25 protein-coding genes, 1 tRNA gene and 1 other RNA gene are annotated in these 24,057 nt (G+C 63.0%); 13 read left to right on the forward strand and 14 right to left on the reverse strand.

All coding sequences use genetic code 11. The annotated features are described in order from the left end of the window. Positions 1-141 precede the first annotated feature (141 nt). Both AWB74_RS03245 and AWB74_RS03250 read right to left on the reverse strand, forming a co-directional pair. Entirely contained in the window at positions 142-1,239 is a 1,098-nt protein-coding gene (locus AWB74_RS03245) for a TIGR03118 family protein (protein ID WP_061145353.1), read from the reverse strand. 107 nt (positions 1,240-1,346) lie between these two features. Continuing rightward, on the reverse strand, positions 1,347-3,110 hold the full coding sequence (locus tag AWB74_RS03250; RefSeq protein WP_061145354.1) for a hypothetical protein: 1,764 nt from the start codon (positions 3,108-3,110) through the stop codon (positions 1,347-1,349). A gap of 288 nt (positions 3,111-3,398) precedes the next feature. On the opposite strand from AWB74_RS03250, the gene AWB74_RS03255 reads away from it, so the two are divergent. Then, positions 3,399-3,809 carry a hypothetical protein gene (locus AWB74_RS03255; protein ID WP_235024469.1) on the forward strand — a complete coding sequence of 137 codons (411 nt, stop codon included), beginning with the start codon at positions 3,399-3,401 and terminating at the stop codon, positions 3,807-3,809. Then, entirely contained in the window at positions 3,803-3,961 is a 159-nt protein-coding gene (locus tag AWB74_RS46350; RefSeq protein ID WP_160110227.1) for a hypothetical protein, read from the forward strand. Before AWB74_RS03255 ends, AWB74_RS46350 begins: the two co-directional genes overlap by 7 nt. Positions 3,962-4,070: 109 nt before the next feature. Here the strand turns inward: AWB74_RS46350 and AWB74_RS03260 are convergent. From AWB74_RS03260 to AWB74_RS03270, 3 genes are all read right to left on the reverse strand, one after another. Beyond that, positions 4,071-4,155: transfer RNA gene (locus AWB74_RS03260), tRNA-Leu, on the reverse strand. Positions 4,156-4,266: 111 nt separating this feature from the next. After that, positions 4,267-5,427 (reverse strand): ABC transporter substrate-binding protein, encoded by a 1,161-nt coding sequence (locus tag AWB74_RS03265; RefSeq protein ID WP_061145356.1) that lies wholly within the window; start codon positions 5,425-5,427, stop codon positions 4,267-4,269. Between the two features lie 54 nt (positions 5,428-5,481). Continuing rightward, positions 5,482-6,423: a CysB family HTH-type transcriptional regulator gene (locus AWB74_RS03270; RefSeq protein ID WP_061145357.1), complete on the reverse strand. Its 942-nt coding sequence runs from the start codon at positions 6,421-6,423 to the stop codon at positions 5,482-5,484. 226 nt (positions 6,424-6,649) lie between these two features. On the opposite strand from AWB74_RS03270, the gene AWB74_RS03275 reads away from it, so the two are divergent. The 6 genes from AWB74_RS03275 to cobA all read left to right on the forward strand — a co-directional run bounded on the left by AWB74_RS03275 (position 6,650) and on the right by cobA (position 12,771). Further along, positions 6,650-8,326: a nitrite/sulfite reductase gene (locus AWB74_RS03275; RefSeq protein WP_061145358.1), complete on the forward strand. Its 1,677-nt coding sequence runs from the start codon at positions 6,650-6,652 to the stop codon at positions 8,324-8,326. A gap of 10 nt (positions 8,327-8,336) precedes the next feature. After that, positions 8,337-8,876 carry a DUF934 domain-containing protein gene (locus tag AWB74_RS03280; protein ID WP_061145359.1) on the forward strand — a complete coding sequence of 180 codons (540 nt, stop codon included), beginning with the start codon at positions 8,337-8,339 and terminating at the stop codon, positions 8,874-8,876. 3 nt (positions 8,877-8,879) lie between these two features. Further along, on the forward strand, positions 8,880-9,602 hold the full coding sequence (locus tag AWB74_RS03285) for a phosphoadenylyl-sulfate reductase (protein ID WP_061145360.1): 723 nt from the start codon (positions 8,880-8,882) through the stop codon (positions 9,600-9,602). A gap of 92 nt (positions 9,603-9,694) precedes the next feature. Next, the gene (cysD, locus tag AWB74_RS03290) at positions 9,695-10,657 is read left to right on the forward strand and encodes a sulfate adenylyltransferase subunit CysD (protein WP_061145581.1); all 963 of its coding nucleotides are present in this window, start codon (positions 9,695-9,697) and stop codon (positions 10,655-10,657) included. 25 nt (positions 10,658-10,682) lie between these two features. Further along, the gene (locus tag AWB74_RS03295) at positions 10,683-11,996 is read left to right on the forward strand and encodes a sulfate adenylyltransferase subunit 1 (RefSeq protein ID WP_061145361.1); all 1,314 of its coding nucleotides are present in this window, start codon (positions 10,683-10,685) and stop codon (positions 11,994-11,996) included. Positions 11,997-12,012: 16 nt separating this feature from the next. Then, complete coding sequence (gene cobA, locus AWB74_RS03300) at positions 12,013-12,771, forward strand: uroporphyrinogen-III C-methyltransferase (RefSeq protein ID WP_061145582.1); 759 nt, start codon at positions 12,013-12,015, stop codon at positions 12,769-12,771. 71 nt (positions 12,772-12,842) lie between these two features. Here cobA and AWB74_RS03305 read toward each other — a convergent pair whose 3' ends face one another. The 5 genes from AWB74_RS03305 to lptF are packed head-to-tail and all read right to left on the reverse strand — an operon-like array spanning position 12,843 to position 16,239. After that, a complete protein-coding gene (locus AWB74_RS03305) occupies positions 12,843-13,265 on the reverse strand; it encodes a type II toxin-antitoxin system VapC family toxin (protein ID WP_061145362.1) in 423 nt (140 codons plus the stop codon). Further along, positions 13,265-13,546 (reverse strand): AbrB/MazE/SpoVT family DNA-binding domain-containing protein, encoded by a 282-nt coding sequence (locus AWB74_RS03310; protein WP_327361188.1) that lies wholly within the window; start codon positions 13,544-13,546, stop codon positions 13,265-13,267. The genes AWB74_RS03305 and AWB74_RS03310 overlap by 1 nt, the downstream gene beginning before the upstream one ends. Positions 13,547-13,594: 48 nt before the next feature. After that, complete coding sequence (locus tag AWB74_RS03315) at positions 13,595-13,966, reverse strand: sirohydrochlorin chelatase (RefSeq protein ID WP_061145363.1); 372 nt, start codon at positions 13,964-13,966, stop codon at positions 13,595-13,597. A gap of 22 nt (positions 13,967-13,988) precedes the next feature. Continuing rightward, positions 13,989-15,137 carry an LPS export ABC transporter permease LptG gene (gene lptG / locus AWB74_RS03320; protein ID WP_061145364.1) on the reverse strand — a complete coding sequence of 383 codons (1,149 nt, stop codon included), beginning with the start codon at positions 15,135-15,137 and terminating at the stop codon, positions 13,989-13,991. A gap of 4 nt (positions 15,138-15,141) precedes the next feature. After that, positions 15,142-16,239: an LPS export ABC transporter permease LptF gene (gene lptF, locus AWB74_RS03325; RefSeq protein WP_061145365.1), complete on the reverse strand. Its 1,098-nt coding sequence runs from the start codon at positions 16,237-16,239 to the stop codon at positions 15,142-15,144. Between the two features lie 165 nt (positions 16,240-16,404). Here lptF and AWB74_RS03330 point away from each other — a divergent pair, with 165 nt between their 5' ends. Genes AWB74_RS03330 through AWB74_RS03340 form a run of 3 tightly spaced genes read left to right on the forward strand, consistent with a single transcriptional unit; the run spans position 16,405 to position 18,760 of the window. Beyond that, positions 16,405-17,937, forward strand: coding sequence for a leucyl aminopeptidase (locus AWB74_RS03330; protein ID WP_061145366.1), 1,533 nt, complete (start codon positions 16,405-16,407; stop codon positions 17,935-17,937). 7 nt (positions 17,938-17,944) lie between these two features. Next, the gene (locus AWB74_RS03335; protein ID WP_061145367.1) at positions 17,945-18,361 is read left to right on the forward strand and encodes a DNA polymerase III subunit chi; all 417 of its coding nucleotides are present in this window, start codon (positions 17,945-17,947) and stop codon (positions 18,359-18,361) included. A gap of 60 nt (positions 18,362-18,421) precedes the next feature. Then, entirely contained in the window at positions 18,422-18,760 is a 339-nt protein-coding gene (locus AWB74_RS03340; RefSeq protein WP_061125997.1) for a DUF2486 family protein, read from the forward strand. Positions 18,761-18,824: 64 nt separating this feature from the next. Here AWB74_RS03340 and ilvD read toward each other — a convergent pair whose 3' ends face one another. Next, positions 18,825-20,498, reverse strand: coding sequence for a dihydroxy-acid dehydratase (gene ilvD, locus AWB74_RS03345; protein WP_061145368.1), 1,674 nt, complete (start codon positions 20,496-20,498; stop codon positions 18,825-18,827). A gap of 110 nt (positions 20,499-20,608) precedes the next feature. On the opposite strand from ilvD, the gene AWB74_RS03350 reads away from it, so the two are divergent. Further along, on the forward strand, positions 20,609-21,526 hold the full coding sequence (locus AWB74_RS03350; protein WP_061145369.1) for a LysR family transcriptional regulator: 918 nt from the start codon (positions 20,609-20,611) through the stop codon (positions 21,524-21,526). 36 nt (positions 21,527-21,562) lie between these two features. Continuing rightward, positions 21,563-22,465, forward strand: coding sequence for a prolipoprotein diacylglyceryl transferase (gene lgt / locus AWB74_RS03355; protein WP_061145370.1), 903 nt, complete (start codon positions 21,563-21,565; stop codon positions 22,463-22,465). Here lgt and AWB74_RS03360 read toward each other — a convergent pair whose 3' ends face one another. From AWB74_RS03360 to ssrS, 3 genes are all read right to left on the reverse strand, one after another. Beyond that, entirely contained in the window at positions 22,466-23,197 is a 732-nt protein-coding gene (locus AWB74_RS03360) for an SIMPL domain-containing protein (protein WP_087038825.1), read from the reverse strand. Positions 23,198-23,265: 68 nt separating this feature from the next. After that, on the reverse strand, positions 23,266-23,724 hold the full coding sequence (locus AWB74_RS03365) for an EVE domain-containing protein (protein WP_061145371.1): 459 nt from the start codon (positions 23,722-23,724) through the stop codon (positions 23,266-23,268). A gap of 71 nt (positions 23,725-23,795) precedes the next feature. Continuing rightward, a non-coding RNA gene (ssrS, locus tag AWB74_RS03370) (6S RNA) lies at positions 23,796-23,977 on the reverse strand. Positions 23,978-24,057: the final 80 nt, after the last annotated feature.

The following is a 24,057-nucleotide window of genomic DNA, read 5'->3' on the forward strand; positions in this document are numbered from 1 at the left end:
TGGCAGGCGCTCGCGAGCCGTTCGCTCGCCGGGGACAAAAAAGCGCCGTCCAGACAACGGACGGCGCGCAGGCTGGCGATGCGCAGCCGGACAAGGAGGCGTCCGAGCCGGCGTCATCGCCCAGGGAAGGCGGCGCGTGCTTCACTGCATGTCGATGCGGCCGTACACGCCATCGGCCTCGTCGTTCGGCCCGGCGGCGAAGAAGAGCGTGTTGGAGGGCTGCGCGCTCAGGTTGTTGCCGAACGCGATGCCCCACAGGCCGCGCTGTACGAGCGGCGTGCCGTCCGTGTTCATCAACTGGCCGACGAACGCCCCGGTGTTCGGATCGAACGCGTTGATGGTGCCGTCGCCGAAATTGCCGACGAGAATGAAGTTGCTGAAGGTGCCGAAGTTGGCCGGCGCCTGCGCGACGCCCCACGGCGCATTCAACGGCCCGTTCGGCGCGAGGCGCAGCATGAGATTGCCGTCGATATCGAATACGTCGACGAAGCCCTGGCCCGCGCCCGCCACGTCATCCTCGGCGTCGCTGTCCTGCTTCGCGTAGGTCACGTAGATCTTCGAGCCGATCGCCTGGATGCCGAAGGGCGCGAAGCCCGCGGGAATCTGCGTATCCCTGAAGCCGCCGGGCACGGCGATCTTCGTGAACGTGCCGTCGAACACGTCGATTTTGTTGTTGTGGAAGTCGGTCGCATACAGGCGATGGCCGCCCGATGCGATCGCCGCGATCGCGAGCCCCTTGTAGATCGCGCCCGACGCGCTCGAATCGACGACGGTGAACGCATGCGTCGTATCGACCGCGGGTGCCCACGCGGTGATTGAGCCGCCTTCGCCCGCGAAGAGGAACGCCGCCACGCCGGACTTGCCGTTGCGAGCGAGCGTGAGGTCCGACCCCTTGTTGAAGACGATGCCGGTCGGATTCGCGGGGCCCGCCGCGGACGGCGGAATCGACACGACGAGCGACTGCACGACGCCGTTGCCGTCATAGAGCGTGGCCGTCTGCGTGCCGTTGTTGGCGACCCAGACGAAGCCGTTCGGGTTGAACGCGACGCCCCAGCTGTTCTTCAGGTTCGAGTCCGTGTGCGGCGCGGGGACGGCGCCGTCCGATACGACGATCGACATCTTGAAGCGCGTCGCCGCGGGCATGCTGTTGTCCGAGCCGCCGCCGCACGAGACGAGCCCCGTCAAGGACACGACTACGGCCGCACAAGCGACGAGACGGCTCCACAATCCGGTTTGCATGATGGTGACTCCTCGGGTGCAGCGCACCCTCAGTTCGTTCGTCACCTTTAAACGGATAGGCGGGAGGGCTTATTCCGTTCGCAACCGGCAAGTTGTTTCGATGTGCTTCAGTGCGCCTCGCCGCGGCCTTTGGAGATGACCGGCACGCCCCAGCCGAAGAACGTGAAGTTCGATGCTTCGTTGCTGCCGGACGTCGCGCCGTGTCGTGGGCCGGCGCTCCAGCGGCCGTCGAAGGTCATCGCCGGGAGGGTCGGCTGCGGTATCGCGCTGGCTTGACGGAAGTATTCGGTGTTGGTCTCGTTTTGCACGGCGAGCGCGCGGCGCAGCGTCGACTGCGCCTGCGCGTTGCGCGGGTCGAGCGCCACAGCGCGGCGCGCATGGCGCAATGCGCAGGCGGCGTCCCTGTTGGCGGTGCATGAGCGCGCGCTTGCCATCGCGCTGTCGCGCGCGCGTTCCTGACGCGACAAATCGGCTGCAAGCTGCTGGATTTCCGGACTGCGCGGCAGGCTCGCATAGAGGCCGCGCATGTGACGGCGCGCGGACGTGAGATCGCGGCTCGCGAGGGCTTGCTGGACTGCCGCGATGCTGTGCGCGACGGCTGCGGGAAGCGGCTCCGCGATAGGCGCGGGCGCGGCGGGCTTTTCGAGCGCAGCGGTCGTCGGCTTGCCTTTGGCGGCCGTCTGCTGCGAGGCGATGGCGGGGGCTGGCGTCATCGGTTTTGCAATCGGTTCCGGCTTTTGTACCGATGCGATGGCGGGCGATTGCGTCATCGGCTTTGCAAGTGGTTCCGGCTTTTGTGCCGATGCGACGGCGGGCGCTGGCGTCATCGGCTTTGCAAGCGGTTCCGGCTTTTGTGCCGTTGCGGCGGCGGGCGCTGGCGTCACCGGTTTTGCAAGCGGTTCCGGCTTTTGTGCCGTTGCGGCGGCGGGCGCTGGGGTCACCGGTTTTGCCATCGCCGGCGTTGCGCTTTCGGGCGTCGGCTTCTGTGCCGATACGACCGTGGGCGCTTGCGTCATCGGCTTCGCTGCGACGGGAGGCGTCGCGATTTCGCGCGCTTCGGTCTTCTGTGCCGATGCGATGACCGGCGCCGCCGGTTTGATCGACGGCGCGGCGGCAACGACGGAAGCGCCCGTCGAAGCCGCTACGCTCGTCGTCGTGACCGGCGCGGGCTTGGTCACTACGATCGCCACCGATGGCGCGCTGTCGTGCGCAGGCACGTTCGCCGGCGCAGCGGACACCGCCGGCGCGACCTGAGCCTCGGTGCGCGACGGAGGCGGCGCGGCTTGAATCGTCGAGCGCGCTGCTGACGCCTGCTGCTCGGGTGCGCGACTCGCCTTCGACACTTCGGCCGAAGCGGGCGCGACGGTCTGCGCGGTCGTCGACTCTGCTCTGGGTCGGATCGACGCGGCATGCCGTGCTTGCTCTGCGGCGGGCGCGCCGTCGTGGACCGGGCCAGCCACGCTGATGCCGGGCTCCGCGGTCGGCGGAGCGATATTGCCGTCCAGCGTCGAATAGAAATATCCGCCGGCCGCGATGCTCGCGACCACGCTGCCCACCAGCATCGCGATGCCCGTGCGCGCGGGCTTGCGCTGCTGCGCGTCTGGCAGATCGCCCGGCTCGACGAAGTTCGGATAAGTCGTCAGCATCTTGCGGCGCACGAGGCGCTGCAACCAGCCACTGTCGCTCAGATCGAGAATGTCGAGCGGCGCGGGCATGGGCGCGGCCGCGGTTGCATCGGCGTTGCTCGTGAAAATCGCGCCCTGACGGTCGGCCCCGCACGACGGGCAGTGAGATTCCTCGATCGGAGAAACCGTGCTGCAGCGGCGGCAGATCACGGCGTCGAGCGACAGCGAGTATTCAGGTCGATTCATGTCGCACCCTTCTTGGAGTTATGGCCCGACGCGTCGCGTGAGCGGCTCTCGACATCGCAAGTCCTGAGCAACCCGGAATGCGGGCGCTGCGCGAACGAGCAATCCCGTGATGCTCCGCGCGCCGGGATTTCGAATGCCGATGGTGGCCGATTTTTGCCGGCGTGGCGAAGTGCGTCTACGCGATGGCGCACATTCGGGTGATGAAGTGAATGTGGCCATTCGGACGACTTCCGGCACGTGTCGTCATCGGCGACATTCAGTGTCGTCAGGTATCAAAGGATGATGGCGATGCAATCGAATGGCTTCGAGACGACTGCGCGGCAGTTGATCGTCGGACTGCCGCTCTTCATGGGCGCGATCGAATATATCTTGCGCGTGGCGCTGAAACAGCCCGGGCGGGATGACTTCTTTCCGATTTCGCTGGTGGCGTCCAGCGTCAGCCTCAACATGGCGCTGACAATCCTGCCGGGCAAGTTTTCATGGGCATCGGGACAACGAATCAGACGAGCGACGTTTATCGCGAATATGGGAATTTTCGCCTCTCTGATTGGCTTGCTTCTGTGGATATACTTGCTTGTCGCGTCGTTTAGTCAGGATGTCAGAGAGATTTTGCCTTTGCATCCGCTACGGGACTCTTTGTTGTACTACGTATTTTCAATCGGGTTGAATGAAAGCAAGGCGAGGACGGAAACATGCTGAATTTCGTGCTGGGATTCTTTAGAGAGTATTGGCCTGTCGTGCTGGCGTGCGCGTTTGCCAAATTCGTTATACCACCCGCGGTGGACTGGTTTTGGACGCGCGTTGAAGAGGCGTCGGGCGACGAAGCCGAACAGCGTCCGGGCGCTGATTGAATGCGCGGAACGCTGAGTTCTCGGCTAAGCGAGGCCTTGAACGACGCTACGAAGAGATCCGCCAAACGCAAAAAAGCCGCTCACGGGGAGCGGCTTTTTCGAAAAATCCTGGTGCCCAGGGCCGGAATCGAACCGGCACGCCTTGCGGCGGGGGATTTTGAGTCCCCTGCGTCTACCAATTTCACCACCTGGGCCTGGATTGGTTCGCACGGAAACTTCAGCAACGCACCAATCGAGTCGGCGATTATGACCGAAAACACCGTCGCCGGCAAGCAGCGGCGCTGTCGATTCAAAAAGCTCGGAAATTACTGGGCGAGATAGGTGAACTGCCCGTTCCTGATCACGCCCATCACGCTCGCGCGCTGATCCAGGCCCACGTGGTCGGTCGCGCTCGTATTCACCACCCCGTTCGGCACGACGAGTTCATGCGCGTGCTCCAGCTCCGTGCGCAGCGCCACGCGGAACGCCTTCGTGCCGGGCTGGCCGGCCTTCAGGGCGCGCGCCACGGCATCTTGCAGACGCGGATACACGCCGGCCGCATCGCCGGCGAACTGCGTCACCGTGCCCTTGCCGTACTTCTCCTCGTAAGCATTCACGAACGCGAGCGCCGCCTTCTTCGACGGATGATCCGCCGGCAGCGTGCGCGCGACGACCACGGGCTGCGTCGGGAAGAGCGTGCCTTCCACGTCCTTGCCGCCCAGCTTGATGAATTCTGGCGTCGCGATACCGTGCGTCTGATAGATCGCGCCCTTGTAACCGCGCTCGACGAGCGTGCGTTGCGGCAGCACCGTCGGCGTGCCCGCGCCCGCTATCAGCACCGCATCCGGCTTCGCCGCCATCAGTTTGAGAATCTGGCCGGTGACGCTCGCATCGGTCCGGTTGAAGCGCTCGCTCGCGACGATCCTGATATGCCGAAGATCGGCGAACTTGGTGAATTCGTTCAGCCAGCTATCGCCGTAGCTATCCGCGAAGCCGATGAAGCCCACCGTCTTCACACCGTGATTCGCCATGTAGCGCGTCATCACGTCGGCCATCGCGCGGTCGGTTTGCGCCATCTTGAACGCCCAGACCTTCTTGCCTTCCTGCGGCTCCACGACCGATGCCGAGCCGATCAGCGTGATCATCGGCGTTTCGGATTCGGCGACGGGATCGAGCGCGGCGAGCGCCGCCGGCGTGATGTTCGGCCCGACGATCACGTCGACATGATCCTCGCTGATGAGCTTGCGGATATTGCGCACGGCCGCGCCCGGGTCCGAGCCGTCGTCGAGGATGATGTACTCCGCGTTCTGCCCGGCGATGGTCTTCGGCCACATGAGCATCGCGTTCTTGCTGGTGATGCCGATTGCCGCGGCAGGCCCGGTGCTCGACAGATCGATGCCGACTTTCAGTTGCGCGTGCGCGGCGGCGGCAAAGACAGACAGGGCGACGCCGGCCACGAGCCGGCGCGTGAACTTCGACAACGTCATCGGAAAGGTCTCCAGGAGGGTTTTCTTTTATTGAGGCAGCAGGCGCCGCCGATTTCAAAGCTCGTAGCTCTCGTGCCCGCCGGAAAGCGCCTGCTCGATCAGCTTGCGGTTCAGCGACGGCGAAAGCAGTTCGACGAGCGTATACACATAGCTGCGCAGATACGCGCCCTGTTTCAGCGCGAGGCGCGTCACGTTCGTGCCGAACAGATGCCCGACCGACATCGCGCGAAGATGTTTGTCGCGCTCCGGATTGAACGCGATGTCCGCCATGATGCCGATGCCCAGTCCGAGCTCGACGTAAGTCTTGATCACGTCGGCGTCGATGGCTTCGAGCACGATGTCCGGCGTCAGATTGCGCAGCGCGAACGCCTGGTTGATCTTCGTGCGCCCGGCAAACGACGCCTCGTACGTGATGATCGGATATTGCGCGAGGTCGTCGAGCGTGAGGACCTTGCGCTCCAGCAGCGGATGATCCGGCAGCATCACGGCGAGGTGTTGCCACTGGAAGCAGGGCAGCGACACCAGTTCCTTATAGTTGGCGATCGCCTCCGTCGCGATCGCGATGTCCGCCTGATCGTGGATGACCATCTCGGCGACCTGCGTCGGGCTGCCTTGCAGAATCGAAAGGTGGACTTTCGGGAAACGCTTCTTGAATTCCGCAATGGCGGCCGGCAATGAATAGCGCGCTTGCGTATGCGTCGCCGCGATGACGAGATTGCCCTGATCCTGCGCGGCGTAATCCTTACCGACGCGCTTCAGACTCTCCACTTCCTGCAATATCTTCTCGACAGACGCGAGAATGATCCGTCCCGGCTCCGTGAGCGATCGCACGCGTTTGCCGTGACGCGTGAAGATTTCGACGCCCAGTTCGTCCTCGAGCTCGATGATCGCCTTCGAGACGCCCGGCTGCGATGTATACAGTGCCTTCGCGGCTTCCGTCAGATTGAAGTTCTGCCGGACGGCCTCGCGCACGAAGCGGAACTGATGCAGGTTCATATATAACTCAGCCGCATATCAAAGTAATTTTTCAGTCGTTTGCAATATATAGCAGGTTATTTACTATCAGTCCAACTTTTCCAATATCCATAGCTCCATTCGTCATAAGCAAATGACGGTTCCGTCTGAACGGCTGGCGGCGCAGGGACTCAATGGATATTCGATGGATGAGACACGCGACGTAACCTAGGACGCCGCGTTTTTTACAAGAACTTGGGGCCCCCGAATGTACCAATACGATCAGATCGACCAACGCATCGTCGACGAACGTGTCGCGCAGTACGCCGACCAGGTCCGCCGCCGTCTGTCGGGCGAGTTGAGCGAAGAAGAATTCCGTCCGCTGCGTCTGCAAAACGGCTTGTACTATCAGCGCCACGCGTACATGCACCGCATCGCGATTCCTTACGGCCATCTGCGCAGCGACCAGTTGCGTATGCTCGCGACCATCGCGCGCGAGCACGACCGCGGCTACGGCCACTTCTCGACGCGCACCAACATCCAGTTCAATTGGGTCGAGCTCGAAGAGACGCCGGAAATCCTGCGCAAGCTGGCTTCGGTGCAGATGCATGCGATCCAGACGTCGGGCAACTGCATCCGCAACATCACGGCCGATCAGTTCGCGGGCGTCGCGCCCGATGAAGTGGTCGATCCGCGTCCGTGGGCGGAAATCCTGCGTCAATGGTCGACGTTCCACCCCGAGTTCGCATGGCTGCCGCGCAAGTTCAAGATCGCGGTGAACGGCTCGGCGGAAGACCGCGCGGCCGTGCAGATCCACGACATGGGCGTGTATCTCCGCAAGAACGAGCAGGGCGAAGTCGTGATGGACATTCTCGCGGGCGGCGGTCTCGGCCGCACGCCGATCGTCGGCGCGATCATCAAGCGCGATCTGCCGTGGCAGCACCTGATCACCTATTGCGAAGCCGTGCTGCGCGTGTACAACCGCTATGGCCGTCGCGACAACATGTACAAGGCGCGCATCAAGATTCTCGTGAAGGCGCTGTCCGCGGAGAAGTTCAGCAAGCAGGTCGAGGAAGAGTGGCAGCATCTGAAGGACGGCCCGTCGACGATCACGCAGGACGAAGTCGATCGCGTGTCGAAGTTCTTCGCGCCGCCCGCTTACGAAAAGCTCGCGGACACCGACGCGTCCTATGAAAAGCATCTGATCGACAGCAAGCCGTTCGCGCGCTGGGTCGAGCGCAACGTGCGCCCGCACAAGGTGGCGGGCTACGCTTCGGTGACGCTGTCGCTCAAGCCGCGCGAAATCGCGCCGGGCGACGCCACCGACAAGCAGATGGACGACGTCGCCACGCTGGCCGACGAGTTCTCCTTTGGCGAGATCCGCGTTTCGCACGAGCAGAACCTGATTCTCGCGAACGTGAAGAAGCGCGATCTCTACACGGTGTGGGAACGCGCGAAGGCGCTGGGTTTCGCGACGGCGAACATCGGCTTGCTGACGGACATCATCGCGTGCCCGGGCGGCGATTTCTGCTCGCTCGCGAATGCGAAGTCGATCCCGATCGCGCTGGCCATTCAGGACCGCTTCAACGATCTCGATTACGTGCACGACCTGGGCGACCTGTCGCTGAACATCTCGGGCTGCATCAACGCGTGCGGTCATCACCACGTCGGCAACATCGGCATTCTGGGCGTCGATAAGGACGGCTCCGAGTGGTATCAGGTGACGCTCGGCGGCGAGCAAAGCTCGGGCGCGACTGGCGCGCATCTCGGCAAGGTGATCGGCCCGTCGTTCTCGGCGGACGAAATGCCGGATGTGATCTCGCAAGTGATCGATACCTTCGTCGATAACCGCATCGAAGACGAGCGCTTCATCGAGACGTTCGGCCGCATCGGCATCGCGCCGTTCAAGGAGCGCGTGTACGCATCGCGCCAGGCACACGCTTAAAGGAATTCAGATGACGTTGATTATCAAGAACCGCGCGATCGTCGAAGACAGTTTCAACGTGGTGCGTGCAGCCGAAGACGGCGCACTGCCGGCCGTCGATGCGCTGCCCGGCGGCAAGATCATCGTGCCGTTTGCGCTGTGGAAGGAGCACAAGGCGGCGATCATTGCATCGCGTTCGAGGGACGACATCGGCGTGTGGCTCGCGCCGGATGACGAACCCGCCGATCTCGTGCCGGACTTCGGTTCGCTTTCCGTGATCGCGGTCGATTTCCCCGTGTTCCGCGATGGCCGCGGCTTCTCCATCGGCCGTCTCTTGCGCGAGCGTTACCAGTGGACGGGCGAACTGCGCGCGATCGGCGACGTGCTGCGCGATCAGGTCGCGTTCCATGCGCGTTGCGGCTTCGATGCGTTCGCGGTGCGCGCCGACAAGGACATCAACGACGCGCTGAACGCCTTCACTGAGTTCACCAATCTGTATCAGGGCGCGACCGACAATCCGGAGCCGCTGTTCCGTCGTCGCGCTGCGTTGATCGCCGCGCTCGGAGCCTGATGTATGACGCCTGAATTGCAAGCCAAGGTTGAACGCCTGGACGCACTGCTCGATTCGATCGCGGCGCGTCATCAGAGCGTCAAGCTAGCCAGCAGTCTCGCCGCCGAAGACATGGTTCTGACGCACGCCATTCTCTCGCGCTCCGTTGCGATCGGCATCTTCTCGTTGAACACGGGTCGCCTGCATGCGGAAACACTCGGCATGCTCGACACCGTGAAAGCGCGCTACGGCTACGACATCGAGCAGTTCCTGCCGCAGCAAGATGCGGTCGATGCCTACGTGCGCGATCACGGTCTCAACGCGTTCTACGAGAGCATCGACCTGCGCAAGAGCTGCTGCCATATCCGCAAGGTCGAGCCGCTCAACCGTGCACTGTCGGACGTTTCCGCGTGGGTCACGGGCCAGCGCCGCGAGCAGTCGGTGACGCGCGCCGAGCTGCACGAGGAAGAGCACGATGAGCCGCGTGGCATCGCCAAGTTCAATCCGCTCGCGGACTGGACCGAAACCGATGTCTGGGATTATCTGAAAGCGTTCGACGTGCCGGTGAATCCGCTGCATGCGCGCGGTTATCCGAGCATCGGCTGCGAGCCGTGTACGCGCGCGGTGCGCCCTGGCGAAGACAGCCGGGCCGGCCGCTGGTGGTGGGAATCGCGCGACACGAAGGAATGCGGCCTGCACATCACGAACATCAAGATCGTCGAAGAAGCCCCGAGCTCGACGATCTGAGGCGCAAAAGACGCCGCTGCATCAAAACCCTGTCATTGAACGCATCGTCACATGGAACCTGCATGACGCTGCATAAAAAAGGATCGACGAACATGAGCACGACGCTCGACTCTACCGTCACCGCACCCGTCGTCAACAAGGCGACGCGCATGGATCACCTGGATTGGCTCGAAGCCGAGTCGATCCACATCATTCGCGAACTCGTCGCGGAATGCAGCAAGCCCGCGCTCCTGTTCTCGGGCGGCAAGGATTCGGTGGTCGTGCTGGCGCTCGCGCTCAAGGCGTTCGGCCTCGGCGGCAACCGCAAGACGACGTTGCCGTTTCCGCTCGTGCATATCGACACCGGCCACAACTTCCAGGAAGTGATCGAGTTCCGCGACCGCCGCGCGGCGGAAATCGGCGCGGAACTGGTCGTCGGTCATGTCGAGGATTCGATCAAAAAGGGTACTGTGCGTCTGCGCCGCGAGACGGATTCGCGCAACGCAGCGCAAGCGGTGACGCTGCTCGAAACCATCGAGGAGTACGGCTACACGGCGATGATCGGCGGCGCGCGGCGCGACGAAGAGAAGGCCCGCGCGAAAGAGCGCATCTTCTCGTTCCGCGATGAATTCGGCCAGTGGGATCCGAAGGCGCAGCGCCCCGAACTGTGGAGCATCTACAACGCGCGTCTGCACGCAGGTGAACACTTGCGCGTGTTCCCGATCTCGAACTGGACCGAGCTCGACGTGTGGCAATACATCGCGCGCGAGAAGCTCGAGTTGCCGAACATCTACTACGCGCACGATCGCGAAATCGTGCGCCGCAACGGTCTGCTCGTGCCGGTGACGCCGCTCACGCCGGTGCGCGAAGGCGAGACCGCCGAGATCGCGCAGGTGCGCTTCCGTACGGTCGGCGATATCAGCTGCACGTGCCCCGTCGCAAGCGATGCCGATGACGTCGAGAAGATCATCGCGGAAACGGCCGTGACGGAAATCACGGAACGCGGCGCCACGCGCATGGACGATCAGGCTTCCGAAGCCGCGATGGAACAGCGCAAGAAGCAAGGCTATTTCTAAGCAACGCCCAAAGGAATCAACCAACATGAGCATCTATCAAGCTGAAGACCTGGGCGTGCTGCGCTTCATCACCGCGGGTTCCGTCGATGACGGCAAGAGCACGCTGATCGGCCGTCTGCTGTACGACAGCAAGGCGGTTCTGTCGGACCAGTTGTCCGCGATCTCGCGCGCGAAGAACAAGCGCACGGTCGGCGATGAAATCGACCTGTCGCTGCTCACCGACGGCCTCGAAGCCGAGCGCGAACAGGGCATCACGATCGACGTCGCGTATCGCTACTTCGCGACGGCGAAGCGCAAGTTCATCATCGCCGATACGCCGGGCCACGAGCAGTACACGCGCAACATGGTCACGGGCGCATCGACGGCGCATGCGGCGATCATTCTCGTCGACGCAACGCGCGTCACGTTCGAAGACGGCGTCGCGCAACTGCTGCCGCAGACGAAGCGCCACAGCGCGATCGTCAAGCTGCTCGGCCTGCAACATGTGATCGTCGCGATCAACAAGATGGATCTGGCCGATTACAGCGAGGCGCGCTTCAACGAGATTCGCGATTCGTATGTCACGCTCGCGCGTCAGCTCGGTTTGTCGAACGTGCGTTTCGTGCCGGTGTCGGCGCTGAAGGGCGACAATATCGTCACGGCGAGCGAGCGCATGCCCTGGTACGCGGGCGAGCCGCTGCTCGATCTGCTGGAGTCGCTGCCGGTCGCGCAGCCGAACGATCAGGCGCTGCGTTTCCCGGTGCAATGGGTCGCGCGTCAGGATGGCTCGCAGGCCGACGATTTCCGCGGCTACATGGGCCGAGTCGAAGCGGGCGAAGTGCGCGTCGGCGATGCGCTCCTCGTGCAGCCGGCGGGCCGTGAAGCGACGGTCGCCGAGATCATCGCGCCGGTGCCGGGCGGCGTGGCGCCGGTGGATCGCGCGTTCGCGGGCCAGACGGTGACGATTCGCCTGACGGAAGACGTCGACGTCTCGCGCGGCGACACGTTCGTTCCGGCGACGCAAAAGGTCGAGCCGACGAAGAAGCTCGAAGCCGACATCTGCTGGTTCGACGAAGAGCCGCTCTCGCCGCAGCGCAAATATCTGCTGAAGCAGACGACGAACACGGTGTTCGCGCGCGTCGGCGCGGTGAAGCAGGTGCTGGACGTGCACACGTTGTCGCATTCCGTCGATCGCAGCACGCTCGCGATGAACGATATCGGCCGCGTGGCGCTCACGTTGCAGAAACCGATCGTCGCAGACGAGTACGATACGCATCAGGGCACCGGCGCGTTCGTGCTGATCGACGAAGCGACGCATCACACGGTCGCGGCCGGTATGATTCGTGCGATTTCTGGCTAACTGACGGATGAACGATATGGGCAAGGTCTATTTGATCGGAGCGGGGCCAGGCGCGGCGGATCTCATCACCGTGCGCGGCATGCGCTTGCTCGAACAGGCCGACGTCGTGCTGCACGATGCGCTGATCGAACCGGCCATGCTGGAGTACGCGCCGAACGCGAAGAAGATCGCGGTAGGCAAGCGCTGCGGCCAGCGCTCGACGGCCCAGCACTTCATCAACAAGCAGATCGTCGATGCGGCGCTGGAACATGGCGTCGTCGTGCGTCTGAAGGGCGGCGATCCGATGCTCTTCGGCCGCGCGGACGAGGAAATGCGTGCGCTGGAAGCGGCGGGCATCGAGTATGAGGTGGTGCCGGGCATCACGGCGGCTTTGGCCAGTGCCGCGACGCTGAAGCGCTCGCTGACCTTGCGCGGCGTGTCGCGCAGCGTCGCGCTGGCGACGCATTCCCGCGCCGTTCACAGCGACGAGATCCGCGAGCAGGCGAAGGCGGATTCGCTCGTGTTCTATATGGGGCGGGACAGCGCGCCGGATATCGCGCAGCAATTGATCGACGCGGGGCGTCCGGGCTCGACGCCGGTGGCGATCGTCGAAGCGTGTAGCACACCGCGTGAGCGCACGCTGACGTTGACGCTCGCGCGCATGGCGTTGGGCGAGGCGCAGGAATGGCTGGATCCGTCGCAGCCGAGTTTGCTGATGATCGGGGAGGCGTTTCGCGAGCGGGCGTCGGCCGCGAAGCTGAAGGTGCATTTGAAGGGGATGCAGGCGGCGGCTTGAGGGCGTTTCCCGAAGCGGCGGAAGAACGAAAGCGCACCGGAAGGTGCGCTTTTTGTTTGGGCGGTCGTGGCTCAGATGTCGATGGAATCGATGCTTTTCATGCTTGCCGCGCGCGCCAGCGCGGCGTCCAGTGTCACCATCGCGTGAGCCTTGCAGTCGAGGGCAATCGCCAGATGCAATGCGTCTCCCGCGCGCAACCCGATGGACGTGTCGAGCGACAAAACCGCAGCTTGATGGAACACGGGCGGTTCGATCGGCGTGAGTTGGAGGTCGGTCGCACACAGGCGCTCGAAGTCTTGCCAGGCAGACGCGGATTGCTCCTCGGATATCTGTCCGGTGCGCCGCTTGAGGCTCAAAGCGCTCGCGAACTCCGTCACGCACCAGACCCCCGAAATGAGTTCGTCCTCACAGGACTCGTACCAGTTCGCCGCAGCCTCGCTCTTCGGTTCTCGCACGCAAAGCGCGACAAGGACGCTCGTGTCCACGTACATCATTAATAGCGCGCTCCGCCTCGTAGCTCATCCATGACGGACTCGGTCATCGGCATGGCATCGCGCGTCTTGGCAAGTTCCTTCGCGAATGCGCGGCGATCCCACTTTGCCGGGCGAAGCGAAAGCCCACCGTCGACAGTGAGACTCACTTGAACTTGATCACCTTCGGAGAGACCTGTGTGTCGAAGCAAGTCCGCCGGGATACGCACGGCGAGGCTGTTGCCCCATTTCGAAATAAGTAGATTCATCCCAGACCTTATGGCTATACAGAGTTGTATAGCCATTATAGGACGCGAATTGGAAGTGGCGATATCGGCCGAACGGCCTAGGCTTTAAGGATTCGTCTCCCTCAAACAATACCCCGCCACAGCATCCAACACCGCCTCATCCTCGCCAACCGCCGTCGCGCAATCGATACGCACCCCCGGATGATTCGCCCGGCATTTGTCGACGATTTCGGGCAAGTCGCGCCTTACATGCCCGCCTTGCCCGAAGAACACAGGCACGACGGTGATGGCATCGCAGCCGTCATCAACCTGAACAGCCACCGCCGAAGGCAAATCCGGCGACATCAATTCGAGAAACGCCAGCGAAACCGGATCGCCGCGCTGAGCACGCAGCTTGGAAGCAAGCCGCTCGAACGGCTCGGCCCAGCGCGGATCGCGCGCGCCGTGGCCGAACAGGATGATGCCGTGCTTGCTCATCGCACGCTCCTTCGAGGAAACGTCAGTGCCGCTCGACCCACTTCAGCCCGATCAGCCCGATCGCCAGATAGGCGAGGGCGGGCGCCGCCGCGGTGATCGGCGCGGGCCACGTGTTCAGGTTGCCGATGTGCGAGAACAGCGTGTTCACCAACTGGAAGCTCATGCCGATCATGATGCCGCCGAAAACCTTCACGCCGACCACGCCCGCGCGCGTATGCAGGTAGGCGAACGGCAGCGACAGAATCAGCATCACGAACACCGCGAACGGATAAAGAATCTTGCGCCAGAATGCGATCTGATAACGCTGCGTGTCCTGATGATTTTCCGTCAGATGCTGGATATAGCGGAACAGATTGAACATCGACATGCGATCCGGGGACACCAGCAGCACCGACAGAATTTGCGGCGTCAACTCCGAGCGCAACGAATATTCGGGCAGCGTCGTCTGCGTCGCGCGATACACCGGGTTCAGCGTATCGCCGGGATTCACGGCCTGCGGCGGCGCGTCGTTCAGCTGCGTGTCGGTCACGCCCGTGAGCTTCCAGTGCCCCGGCGGTTCGTACACGCCGCTCTTCGCGATGCGCACGTTGGTCAGACGGAACTTCGAATCGAACTCGTAGATGCGCACGTTGGCGATCGTCGTGTCGGGATTGAGCGTGCCCACGTTGACGAAGCGCGTGACCTGCTCGCCGTTTTCCTTCGCGGTCAGCGTGTCTTTCACCCACACGCCCGACTGAAAGTTCGACGACACCGACGACCCCAGCGCCTCCAGCCGCACGCGCTCGGACAGTTGATCCGTATAAGGCCCGACCACCTCGCCGATGATGTACGTGATGAGCACGAGCGGAACGCCGATCTTCAGCAGCGAGCGCAGCGCGGCGCCGGTCGAAAGCCCCGACACGCGGAAAATCGTGAATTCGGAGGCCGCGGCCATCTGTGCGAACACATAGATGGCCGAAATGAGCGCGGCGACCGGAATGATTTCGTAGAAGCGTGAAGGCGTCTGCAACCCGACGCGCAGTATCGCGAGCGTGAATTTGTAGTTGCCGTGACCGACCGTGTTCAGCTCGTTGATGAGATCGAAGAAGAAGAACAGGCCCGAAAACGCGAACAAGATGAAGATGAACGCGAGATAGATCTGGCGCGCGAAATATCGTTCGAAAATGCGCATTGCGTCAGGCCCCCTTCGAACTCGTCAGCGACGAGAGCCTGAAAAGCGGCCGGTTGCGCACCCGCAGCCAGAAGATGAACGCGACGAGCGCGCCCACGATCACGTGCAACCCTACGAGCCCCAAGCCGAACGACAGCTTGCCCTGCTCGATCCACGACTGCACGACGTTCAGCAGATTCGAGTAGGTGAGATAGATCAGCACGGCCATCACGAGATTGATGGTGCGGCTGCGGCGCGGGTTCTGATACGAAAGCGGAATGGCGAGCAGCATCAGATTGATTGCGATGAGCGGCAGTCCCGCGCGCCAGGCGAATTCCGCGAGATTCTCCTTGGTCGGACTGGCGAGCAGGTCAGGCGTGGAAATGCCCGTCGTGGTGGGCGTATTGACGACCTGATGATTCAGAATCTTCACACCATAGCGCTCGAACTCCATGATGCGGAAGTTCGGCTGGCCCGGCTCGCCGTCATAGCGGCGGCCGTTGTCGAGCACGATGAAGCGGTCGCCGTTCTCGCGCGCTTCGGTGTGTCCGGTCTGCGAGACGATCACGCTGACCTTGCCGCCTTCCGTGCTCGTCACGAACACGTTCTGCACCTGGGCCTGGTCCGGCGACATCTTCTCGATAAAGAAAACGCGATGGCTCGACGGCGATTCGCGGAATTGCCCGGGCGCCAGCAGCGACACTTCATCGCGCTGCTGAAAGCGCGCCTTGATGAGTTTGCTCTGCTGATTCGACCACGGCCAGCCGACGAACGCGAAGAACATGATGAGAATGATGATCGGCGTGGCGAACACGGCGACCGGCTTGATGAGCTGCGTCTGACTCACGCCCGACGCGAGCCAGACGACCATTTCCGAGTCGCGATACCAGCGCGTGAGCACGAAGAGAATGGAGACGAACAGCGTCACGATCAGCATGACCGCGAGATAGCCGATGACGGTGAGGCCGATCAGCACGACGACGTCTTTCGGGTCGATCTGACCTTGCGCCGCGAAGCCGACGATGCGGATCATCATCGTCGTCAACATGATCGTGAGCAGCACCATGAATACGGCGCCGGCCGTATACGCGAGTTCGCGCTGCAGGGAGCGTTCGAAGATCATTTGGTTAGCTTAGAGCCGGCGGGGATGCGGAAATCTTGCGCGCACCTCTGGCAAACGGGAAGGCGTTAGCTCATCCTCGTTTCGCGCCTGTGACCGCCGCGGAAAAAATAGCGGATAATTGCGGCTTTCATCCTTCAGCCAAGATTTTATCCGAGGATAAGCGCGATGGACTTTAGCATAAAAGCCTGTGATTGGAGCAAAGGCGAGGCAAATGGTTTCCTTACCGGAAAGTCGGATGTCATCGTGCTCGGCATCTTCGAAGCGCAGACGCTCACGGGCGCCGCGCGCGACATGGATGTCGCAACCAAAGGCCTGATCTCGCGCGTCGTGAAAGCCGGCGACATGAGCGGCCGCGCAGGCACGACGCTGATGGTGCCCGAAGTCACCGGCATCGGCGCATCGCGTGTTTTGCTCGTCGGCCTCGGCAAGCAGGACGCCTTCAATCAGAAAGCCTATGGCGAAGCCGTGCGCGCCGCGTGGCGCGTGGTGCTCGGCTCGAAGATCGGCCAGGCCACTTTCACGCTAGCGCAATTGCCGATCCAGGAACGCACCGGCGACTGGGGCGTGCGCGCCGCGATTCTCGCGCTGCGCGAGCTGACCTACAAATTCACGCAGATGAAGAGCAAGCCCGACAACGGCGCGCGCTCGTTGAAGAAAGTCGTATTCAGCATCGATTCCGCCGATGAGAAAGCCGCGAAGGTCGCGATGAAGCAGGGCGTCGCGATCTCGAACGGCATGGATCTCACGCGCGATCTCGGCAATCTGCCGCCGAACGTCTGCACGCCGACCTATCTCGGCCAGACCGCGAAGAAGCTCGGCCGCGACTTCAAGCTGAAAGTCGAAGTGCTCGGCCAGAAGCAGATCGAGGCGCTCGGCATGGGCTCGTTCCTGTCGGTCGCGAGGGGCTCGGTCGAGCCGCCGCAATTCATCGTCATGCAGTACCAGGGCGCGGGCGCCGAATCGAGCAAGAGCAAAGGCAAGAACGCGCCGATCGTGCTGGTGGGCAAGGGCATCACGTTCGACTCGGGCGGCATCTCGATCAAGCCGGGCGAGGCGATGGACGAGATGAAATACGACATGTGCGGCGCGGGCTCGGTCTTCGGCACGATGCGCGCGGTGGCTGAAATGGGCCTCAAGCTCAATGTCATCGGCGTGATTCCGACCTGCGAGAACATGCCCGCGGGCAACGCGGTGAAGCCGGGCGACATCATCACGGCGATGAACGGCACGACCATCGAAGTGCTGAACACGGACGCGGAAGGGCGCCTCATCCTGTGCGACGCCCTGACCTACGCCGAGCGCTTCAAGCCCGCGGCCGTGGTGGATATCGCCACCTTGACCGGCGCGTGCATCATCGCGCTCGGTCATCACAACACCGGTCTCTTTTCCAAGGACGACGCACTCGCGGGCGAACTGCTCGACGCCTCGCGCGAGGCCGTCGATCCGGCCTGGCGCCTGCCGCTCGACGACGAGTATCAGGATCAGCTCAAGTCGAATTTCGCGGATGTCGCGAACATCGGCGGACGGCCGGCGGGCAGCGTGACGGCGGCGTGCTTCCTGTCGCGCTTCGCGACGAACTATCCGTGGGCGCATCTGGACATCGCCGGGACCGCGTGGAAGAGCGGCGCGGCGAAGGGCGCGACGGGCCGTCCCGTGCCGTTGCTGTCGCAGTTCCTGATCGATCGCGCCGGCGCGTAACGGCAGCATGACGCGCATCGACTTTCATACGAACGTCGGCGATCCGCTCGCTTACGCCTGCCGCCTCGCGCGCAAGGCATACGCGAGCGGCAAGCCGGTCGTCGTGCTTGCGGAACCGAAACGGCTCGCGGCGTTCGACGAACAACTGTGGACTTTCGAGCCGCTCGAATTTATCCCGCATTGCACCGCGAAGAGCCCGCTCGCGGGGGAGACGCCGGTGGTGCTCACGTCGAATCTCGACGAAGCGCCGCATCATCACGTGCTCGTGAACCTCGGCGCGCCGGTGTCCGCGCAGTTCGCGCGCTTCGAGCGTCTGGTGGAGATCGTCGGCAGCGAGGGCGATGAGCTCGCCGCGGGCCGCGAGCGCTATCGCTTCTACCGCGATCGCGGCTACGTGATCGAAACGCACAAACAGGGCGGTTGAGCGTACAGATCACGCGTTCCCGCTGCACTAAGCTCCGCTTACACAGAGGAGACCACCAAAATGACCGACAAGCCCGAATCCTTCGATCCATCCATACCCGTTCTGACCGATGTCGTCGTGCCCGGCAAGCCGGAATACGCGCGCGCGCCGTCGATCAATGCAGCGATCGAATACGACTCGGAGCAGATTGCAGAAGGACTGCGCGGCCGTTTCACGAACTTTCTGACGGGCGACGCGCGCGCGCTGATCGAAGAGCGTTGCCGCGAAGTGCTGCGCGATCATTCGACGCAGCTCGTCTCCGCGATCACGCGCGAAGTCGCGATGGCGCTCGAAGGCCGCATGAGCGAGTGGGTGCGCGAGGCGGTGGAGAAGGAATTGCGTCGTCAGCGCGGCGAGTAAGGCGCGCGCGAAACGAAAAAAGGGGCGCAGCGTGCGCCCCTTTTTTCATCAACACCTGTTCAAATTAACCCGTCACCGCACCACGATTCGCCGGCAGCGCGAGCGCCGCGAACTTCGCCAGCACGCCGCGCGTGTACTTCGGCGCGGGCTTCTTCCACGCGGCGCGTCGGCGCGCCAGCTCGGCGTCATCGACATTCAATTGCAGCAGCAGCTTGTGCGCGTCGATGGTGATCGAATCGCCTTCCTGCACGAGCGCGATCGTGCCGCCAGCGAACGCTTCCGGCGCGACATGGCCGACCACCATGCCCCACGTGCCGCCCGAGAAGCGCCCGTCGGTGATGAACCCGACCGATTCGCCCAGCCCCTTGCCGATGATCGCCGATGTCGGCGCGAGCATTTCCGGCATGCCCGGTCCGCCTTGCGGGCCGAGATAGCGGAGCACGAGAATGTCGCCGGCCTTGATCTTGTCGGAGAGAATCGCGTCCATGGCGCTTTGCTCGTCGTCAAACACGCGCGCCGGGCCGCTGATGACCGGATTCTTGAGCCCTGTGATCTTCGCGACCGCGCCGTCTTCCGCGAGATTGCCGCGCAGGATCGCCAGATGCCCTTGCTTGTACAGCGCCTGCGCGATCGGGAAGATGACCTTCTGATCGGCGCGCGGCTTCGAAGGTACGTCCTTCAGCTCTTCTGCGATGGTGCGCCCCGTGATCGTCATGCAGTCGCCGTGCAGAAGGCCCGCGTCGAGCAGAATCTTCAGCACTTGCGGGATGCCGCCGGCCTTGTGCAGATCCGTCGCGACGTATTGACCCGACGGCTTCAGATCGCAAATGACGGGCACTTTCTTGCGCATGCGCTCGAAGTCGTCGATGCTCCATTCGACTTCCGCCGCGTGCGCGATCGCCAGATAGTGGAGCACGGCATTCGTCGAGCCGCCCGTCGCCATGATCAGCGCGACCGCGTTCTCGATCGATTTCTTCGTGATGATGTCGCGCGGCTTCAGATCCTGCTTCACCGCTTCGACGAGCACGCGCGCGGATTCGGCGGCGGAATCGACCTTTTCCTGATCCGGATTCGCCATCGTCGATGAATACATCAGCGACATGCCGAGCGCCTCGAACGACGAGCTCATCGTGTTCGCCGTGTACATGCCGCCGCACGAGCCGGTGGACGGGCACGCGTTCTTCTCGACGCCCTTGAAATCTTCCTCCGACATGCGGCCCGCCGTGAACTCGCCGACCGCCTCGAACGAAGACACGATCGTCAGGTCCTTTCCCTTCCAGTTGCCGGGGCGGATGGTGCCGCCGTACACGTAGATCGACGGCACGTTCATGCGCGCCATGCCGATCATGCCGCCGGGCATGTTCTTGTCGCAGCCACCGATCACGACGACGCCGTCCATCCACTGGCCCTGCACGGCGGTCTCGATGCAATCCGCGATCACTTCGCGCGACACGAGCGAATACTTCATGCCTTCCGTGCCCATCGACATGCCGTCGGAAATCGTCGGCGTGCCGAAGATCTGCGGATTGGCGTCGGACTTCTTGATCGACTCGACGGCGGCGTCGGCGAGGCGCTGCAGGCCCGCGTTGCACGGCGTGATCGTGGAATGTCCGTTGGCGACGCCGATCATCGGTTTGTCGAAGTCCGCTTCCTGATAGCCGAGGGCGTAATACATCGAACGGTTGGGCGAACGCGCGACGCCCTGGGTGATGTTCTTCGAGCGGCGATTGAAGGCCATGATGTGCTCCTGAGGGGGACTTTTTTGGTCTGGTCCGAAAGAGAATGCAGCTTCGTCGATGTGTCTGTCCAATATATTATTCAGGGTCTATAAGGTCGCAAAACATATCGATGGATCTACGCCTTTTGCGCTACTTCGTGACCGTTGCCGAAGAGTTGCACTTCGGCCGCGCCGCCGCGCGTCTCGCGATGACGCAGCCGCCGCTCTCGCAGGCGATCCGCGCGCTGGAAGACGCGCTCGGCGTCCCGCTTTTCGTGCGCACGAAACGGACCGTGGAACTGACGCCGGTCGGCAAGGATCTGCTGCCGGAAGTGCGGCGCCTGCTCGCCAGTGCCGACGCGCTGCGCCCGCTCGCGCAATCGCTCGCGCGCGGCGAGGCGGGCGTGCTGTCGCTCGCGTTCGTTTCCACCGCCGACTACGGCCTCTTGCCCGTGTTGCTGCGCGATTTCGGCACGCGCTATCCGGGCGTGCGTCTGCAACTGACGGAAGCGACGAGCGATGTGCAGATCGAAGAACTCGTCGCCGGGCGCATCGACGCCGGTCTCGTGATCCCGCCGCTGCCGCCGCGCTACGCCAGCTTGCTCGAGTATGTGCCGATCACGCGCGAGCCGCTGATGATCGCGATGTCCGCGAAACAGGCGGAAGCACTGGATTCGAACGAGGATACGCCCGTCGATCTGCGCGATCTCGCCGCGGCGCCGCTCGTGGTCTTCCCAAGGCGTCTCGCGCCGGGTTTGCATGACATCATCATGGGCTGCTACGGCGCGGCCGGCCTCACGCCACGCATCGGGCAGGAGGCAATCCAGATGCAGACCATCGTGAGCCTCGTGTCCGCCGGCATGGGCGTCGCGCTCGTGCCGCAGTCGCTGCGTCATCTGCGGCGCACGGGCGTCGTGTATCGTCCGTTGCAGCGTCCCGGTCCGATCGTGGAAACGGGGCTGGTATGGCGCGCCGCGGAAGTGAGCCCGGTGCTCGCCGGGTTCATCGAAATCGTCCGTTTGCGGGCTGAAAGCGCCGGTTCGGTATGATTCGCCTTTGAAAGTCGCTCAGTTCCCCACATCAGAATGCTCATACATCCCAATTTCGATCCCGTCGCGATTCATCTCGGTCCGCTCGCCGTGCGCTGGTACGGCCTCATGTATCTGGTGGCGTTCGTGTCGGCCATCGTCATCGGACGGCTGCGTCTGCGGCTGCCGTACGTCTCGGCCCAGGGCTGGACCGTCAAGGACATCGACGACATGCTGTTCTACGGCGTGCTCGGCACGATTCTCGGCGGACGCCTGGGCTACGTGATGTTCTACAAGGCGAGCTTTTACGCGGCGCATCCGCTCGATATCTTCAAGGTCTGGGAAGGCGGCATGTCGTTTCACGGCGGCTTTCTCGGCGTGACGCTCGCGATGGTGCTGTTCGCGTTCCAGCGCAAACGCACGTGGCTGCAAGTGACGGATTTCGTCGCACCGATGGTGCCGCTCGGTCTCGCGGCAGGGCGCCTCGGCAACTTCATCAACGGCGAGCTGTGGGGCCGCGTGACGGACCCGAGCGCGCCGTGGGCGATGCTCTTCCAGAACTCGACGAACGACGACGCCATCTGGCTTTCTAAGAATCCGCAGCTCGATGCGCAATACCATCTCACCGAGATTTTTCAGCGCTATCACATGCTGCCGCGCCATCCGTCGCAGTTGTACGAGATCGCGCTGGAAGGGCTCGTGCTGTTCATCGTGATCTGGACGTTCTCGCGCAAGCAGCGGCCTGTGGGCGCGATTTCCGCGCTGTTTCTGATCGGTTATGGACTGGCGCGCTTCACGGTGGAATTTGCGCGCGAGCCGGACGATTATCTCGGCCTGCTCGCGCTCGGCCTCTCGATGGGCCAATGGCTTTCGCTGCCGATGATCATCGCGGGCGTCATCATGATGATCTGGGCGTACAAGCGCAATCTGCGCCTGCCGCCCGAGCCTGTCAGGACGTAATCACCGCCCCATCTGCACCGAACCCGACACGTCGACGGTCACGGTCGTCGTGCCGGCTTCCATCGCGATGGGCGCGGCCATCTTCGCGTCGGCGCTCATTGCGCGCGATTGCATCATCATCACCGGGCGCGGCTGAATTCCGCTGTGCCCGACGTTCACTTCCCGAATCGTGAAATTGCTGTAGCCGAACGCTTGCGCGGCGGTCTGCGCCTGCTTGCGGAACGAATCGATGGCCTGCGACACGAGCTTCTGCTCGGCCGCGCGCTGCGCTTCGGGCGACAGCGAGAACGCGACGCTGCCCACCTGCATCGATGAACTCATCTTGCCCGCGAGCTTCGACGCTGCCGCGAAGTCGTGCGATTCGAGCACGACTTCCGTGCGGCCGCGCCACGCGGAAATCTTGCCGTCGCGGTCAGTGGACGGATATACGGTGAACGAGCCGCTCTTCGCGGTCACGCCATCGACGCCCTTCGCCTCGCGCAACGCAGCCTCGGCGCGCTGATTGAGCGTGTTGGTGAGCGACGAGGGGTCGGCCGCTTCCTGCTCGTAGAAGAGCGTGATGTTGACGACATCCTGCGGCACCTGCGCGCTCGATTGCGCCGAAAGCGAGAGCACGCCCGACGGTTGCGGCTGAGTGATCACCGTTTGCGCGGCGGCGGATTGAGAGAAGCTGAGCGCTGCGCCCGACAACGCCAGGAGGGCGAGTGCGGCAGCGGTTTTCTTGTTGATCATCGAAGGACTCCGAATATCGCGTAAGTACGACGCGATTTAGGCGTGGCCTTCATGTCGTAAGTTCCGCGTTAGACGAGTCGCTCGGTAATAAAGCGCCACTGTGCGTCCGTCACCGGCGTAATCGACAGCCGATTACCGCGCGCGAGCACTTGCATGTCGGCCAGCTCTTCATGCTCGCGCAGCGCCGCGAGCGGAATGAGCGGCGTCTTCTTCACGAACTTCACGTCGACGAGCATCCAGCGCGGCGTTTCCTGCGTCGATTTGGGATCGAAGTAATCGCTTTGCGGATCGAACTGCGTGGGATCGGGATAGGCCGTCGAGCACACTTTCGCGATGCCCGCGATACCCGGCTCCGGACAGCTCGAATGATAGAAGAGCACGCCGTCGCCGACCTGCATCTGATCGCGCATGAAGTTGCGCGCCTGATAGTTGCGCACGCCCGTCCACGGCAGGGTTTTCTTCGGCGCGTGCGCGAGATGATCGATGCTCGCTTCGTCTGGTTCGGACTTCATCAGCCAGTAGCGCATGATTGTTCGCTGTGCAGGATCGACGATACAAACGAAAACGGCATCGGAAAAACCGATGCCGTCTTTTGAATGGGGTCCCCGCCACGGCCGCTAGGCCGGCATCCTGAACCTGGGTTCAAGATTGGTCGCGGTAAGCAACACTTCGGGTACATCGGACTAGCGACACGCGCGCCCATGTTGCAAGGTTCCGCAACCGTGCCAATGTAGCATTGGTTCAAGGAATATATGACCTTGGCGAACCAGGCAGGGAACCGTCACTTTACACCAATCGTTTGCCTGATGCAGCTTCTTGGCAGCGTTCGCGCGGTATCTTTTTTCGATCGGCATTGCGCG

It is taken from the genome of Caballeronia arvi, assembly GCF_001544695.2.
In the GTDB taxonomy this organism is placed as follows: Bacteria; Pseudomonadota; Gammaproteobacteria; order Burkholderiales; family Burkholderiaceae; genus Caballeronia; species Caballeronia arvi.

Coding starts and splice junctions, on each gene's coding strand:
- AWB74_RS03365 (WP_061145371.1), bottom strand. CDS start 23,724: ATGCGCTACTGGCTGATGAAGTCCGAACCAGACGAAGCGAGCATCGAT.
- AWB74_RS03350 (WP_061145369.1), top strand. CDS start 20,609: ATGGATCTACGCCTTTTGCGCTACTTCGTGACCGTTGCCGAAGAGTTG.
- AWB74_RS03305 (WP_061145362.1), bottom strand. CDS start 13,265: ATGATGTACGTGGACACGAGCGTCCTTGTCGCGCTTTGCGTGCGAGAA.
- lgt (WP_061145370.1), top strand. CDS start 21,563: ATGCTCATACATCCCAATTTCGATCCCGTCGCGATTCATCTCGGTCCG.
- AWB74_RS03285 (WP_061145360.1), top strand. CDS start 8,880: ATGACGCCTGAATTGCAAGCCAAGGTTGAACGCCTGGACGCACTGCTC.
- cysD (WP_061145581.1), top strand. CDS start 9,695: ATGAGCACGACGCTCGACTCTACCGTCACCGCACCCGTCGTCAACAAG.
- AWB74_RS03310 (WP_327361188.1), bottom strand. CDS start 13,546: ATGGCTATACAACTCTGTATAGCCATAAGGTCTGGGATGAATCTACTT.
- lptF (WP_061145365.1), bottom strand. CDS start 16,239: ATGATCTTCGAACGCTCCCTGCAGCGCGAACTCGCGTATACGGCCGGC.
- AWB74_RS03340 (WP_061125997.1), top strand. CDS start 18,422: ATGACCGACAAGCCCGAATCCTTCGATCCATCCATACCCGTTCTGACC.
- AWB74_RS03275 (WP_061145358.1), top strand. CDS start 6,650: ATGTACCAATACGATCAGATCGACCAACGCATCGTCGACGAACGTGTC.
- AWB74_RS03250 (WP_061145354.1), bottom strand. CDS start 3,110: ATGAATCGACCTGAATACTCGCTGTCGCTCGACGCCGTGATCTGCCGC.
- AWB74_RS03265 (WP_061145356.1), bottom strand. CDS start 5,427: ATGACGTTGTCGAAGTTCACGCGCCGGCTCGTGGCCGGCGTCGCCCTG.
- AWB74_RS03360 (WP_087038825.1), bottom strand. CDS start 23,197: ATGATCAACAAGAAAACCGCTGCCGCACTCGCCCTCCTGGCGTTGTCG.
- AWB74_RS03335 (WP_061145367.1), top strand. CDS start 17,945: ATGACGCGCATCGACTTTCATACGAACGTCGGCGATCCGCTCGCTTAC.
- AWB74_RS03245 (WP_061145353.1), bottom strand. CDS start 1,239: ATGCAAACCGGATTGTGGAGCCGTCTCGTCGCTTGTGCGGCCGTAGTC.
- lptG (WP_061145364.1), bottom strand. CDS start 15,137: ATGCGCATTTTCGAACGATATTTCGCGCGCCAGATCTATCTCGCGTTC.
- AWB74_RS03330 (WP_061145366.1), top strand. CDS start 16,405: ATGGACTTTAGCATAAAAGCCTGTGATTGGAGCAAAGGCGAGGCAAAT.
- ilvD (WP_061145368.1), bottom strand. CDS start 20,498: ATGGCCTTCAATCGCCGCTCGAAGAACATCACCCAGGGCGTCGCGCGT.
- cobA (WP_061145582.1), top strand. CDS start 12,013: ATGGGCAAGGTCTATTTGATCGGAGCGGGGCCAGGCGCGGCGGATCTC.
- AWB74_RS03270 (WP_061145357.1), bottom strand. CDS start 6,423: ATGAACCTGCATCAGTTCCGCTTCGTGCGCGAGGCCGTCCGGCAGAAC.
- AWB74_RS03280 (WP_061145359.1), top strand. CDS start 8,337: ATGACGTTGATTATCAAGAACCGCGCGATCGTCGAAGACAGTTTCAAC.
- AWB74_RS46350 (WP_160110227.1), top strand. CDS start 3,803: ATGCTGAATTTCGTGCTGGGATTCTTTAGAGAGTATTGGCCTGTCGTG.
- AWB74_RS03255 (WP_235024469.1), top strand. CDS start 3,399: ATGCAATCGAATGGCTTCGAGACGACTGCGCGGCAGTTGATCGTCGGA.
- AWB74_RS03315 (WP_061145363.1), bottom strand. CDS start 13,966: ATGAGCAAGCACGGCATCATCCTGTTCGGCCACGGCGCGCGCGATCCG.
- AWB74_RS03295 (WP_061145361.1), top strand. CDS start 10,683: ATGAGCATCTATCAAGCTGAAGACCTGGGCGTGCTGCGCTTCATCACC.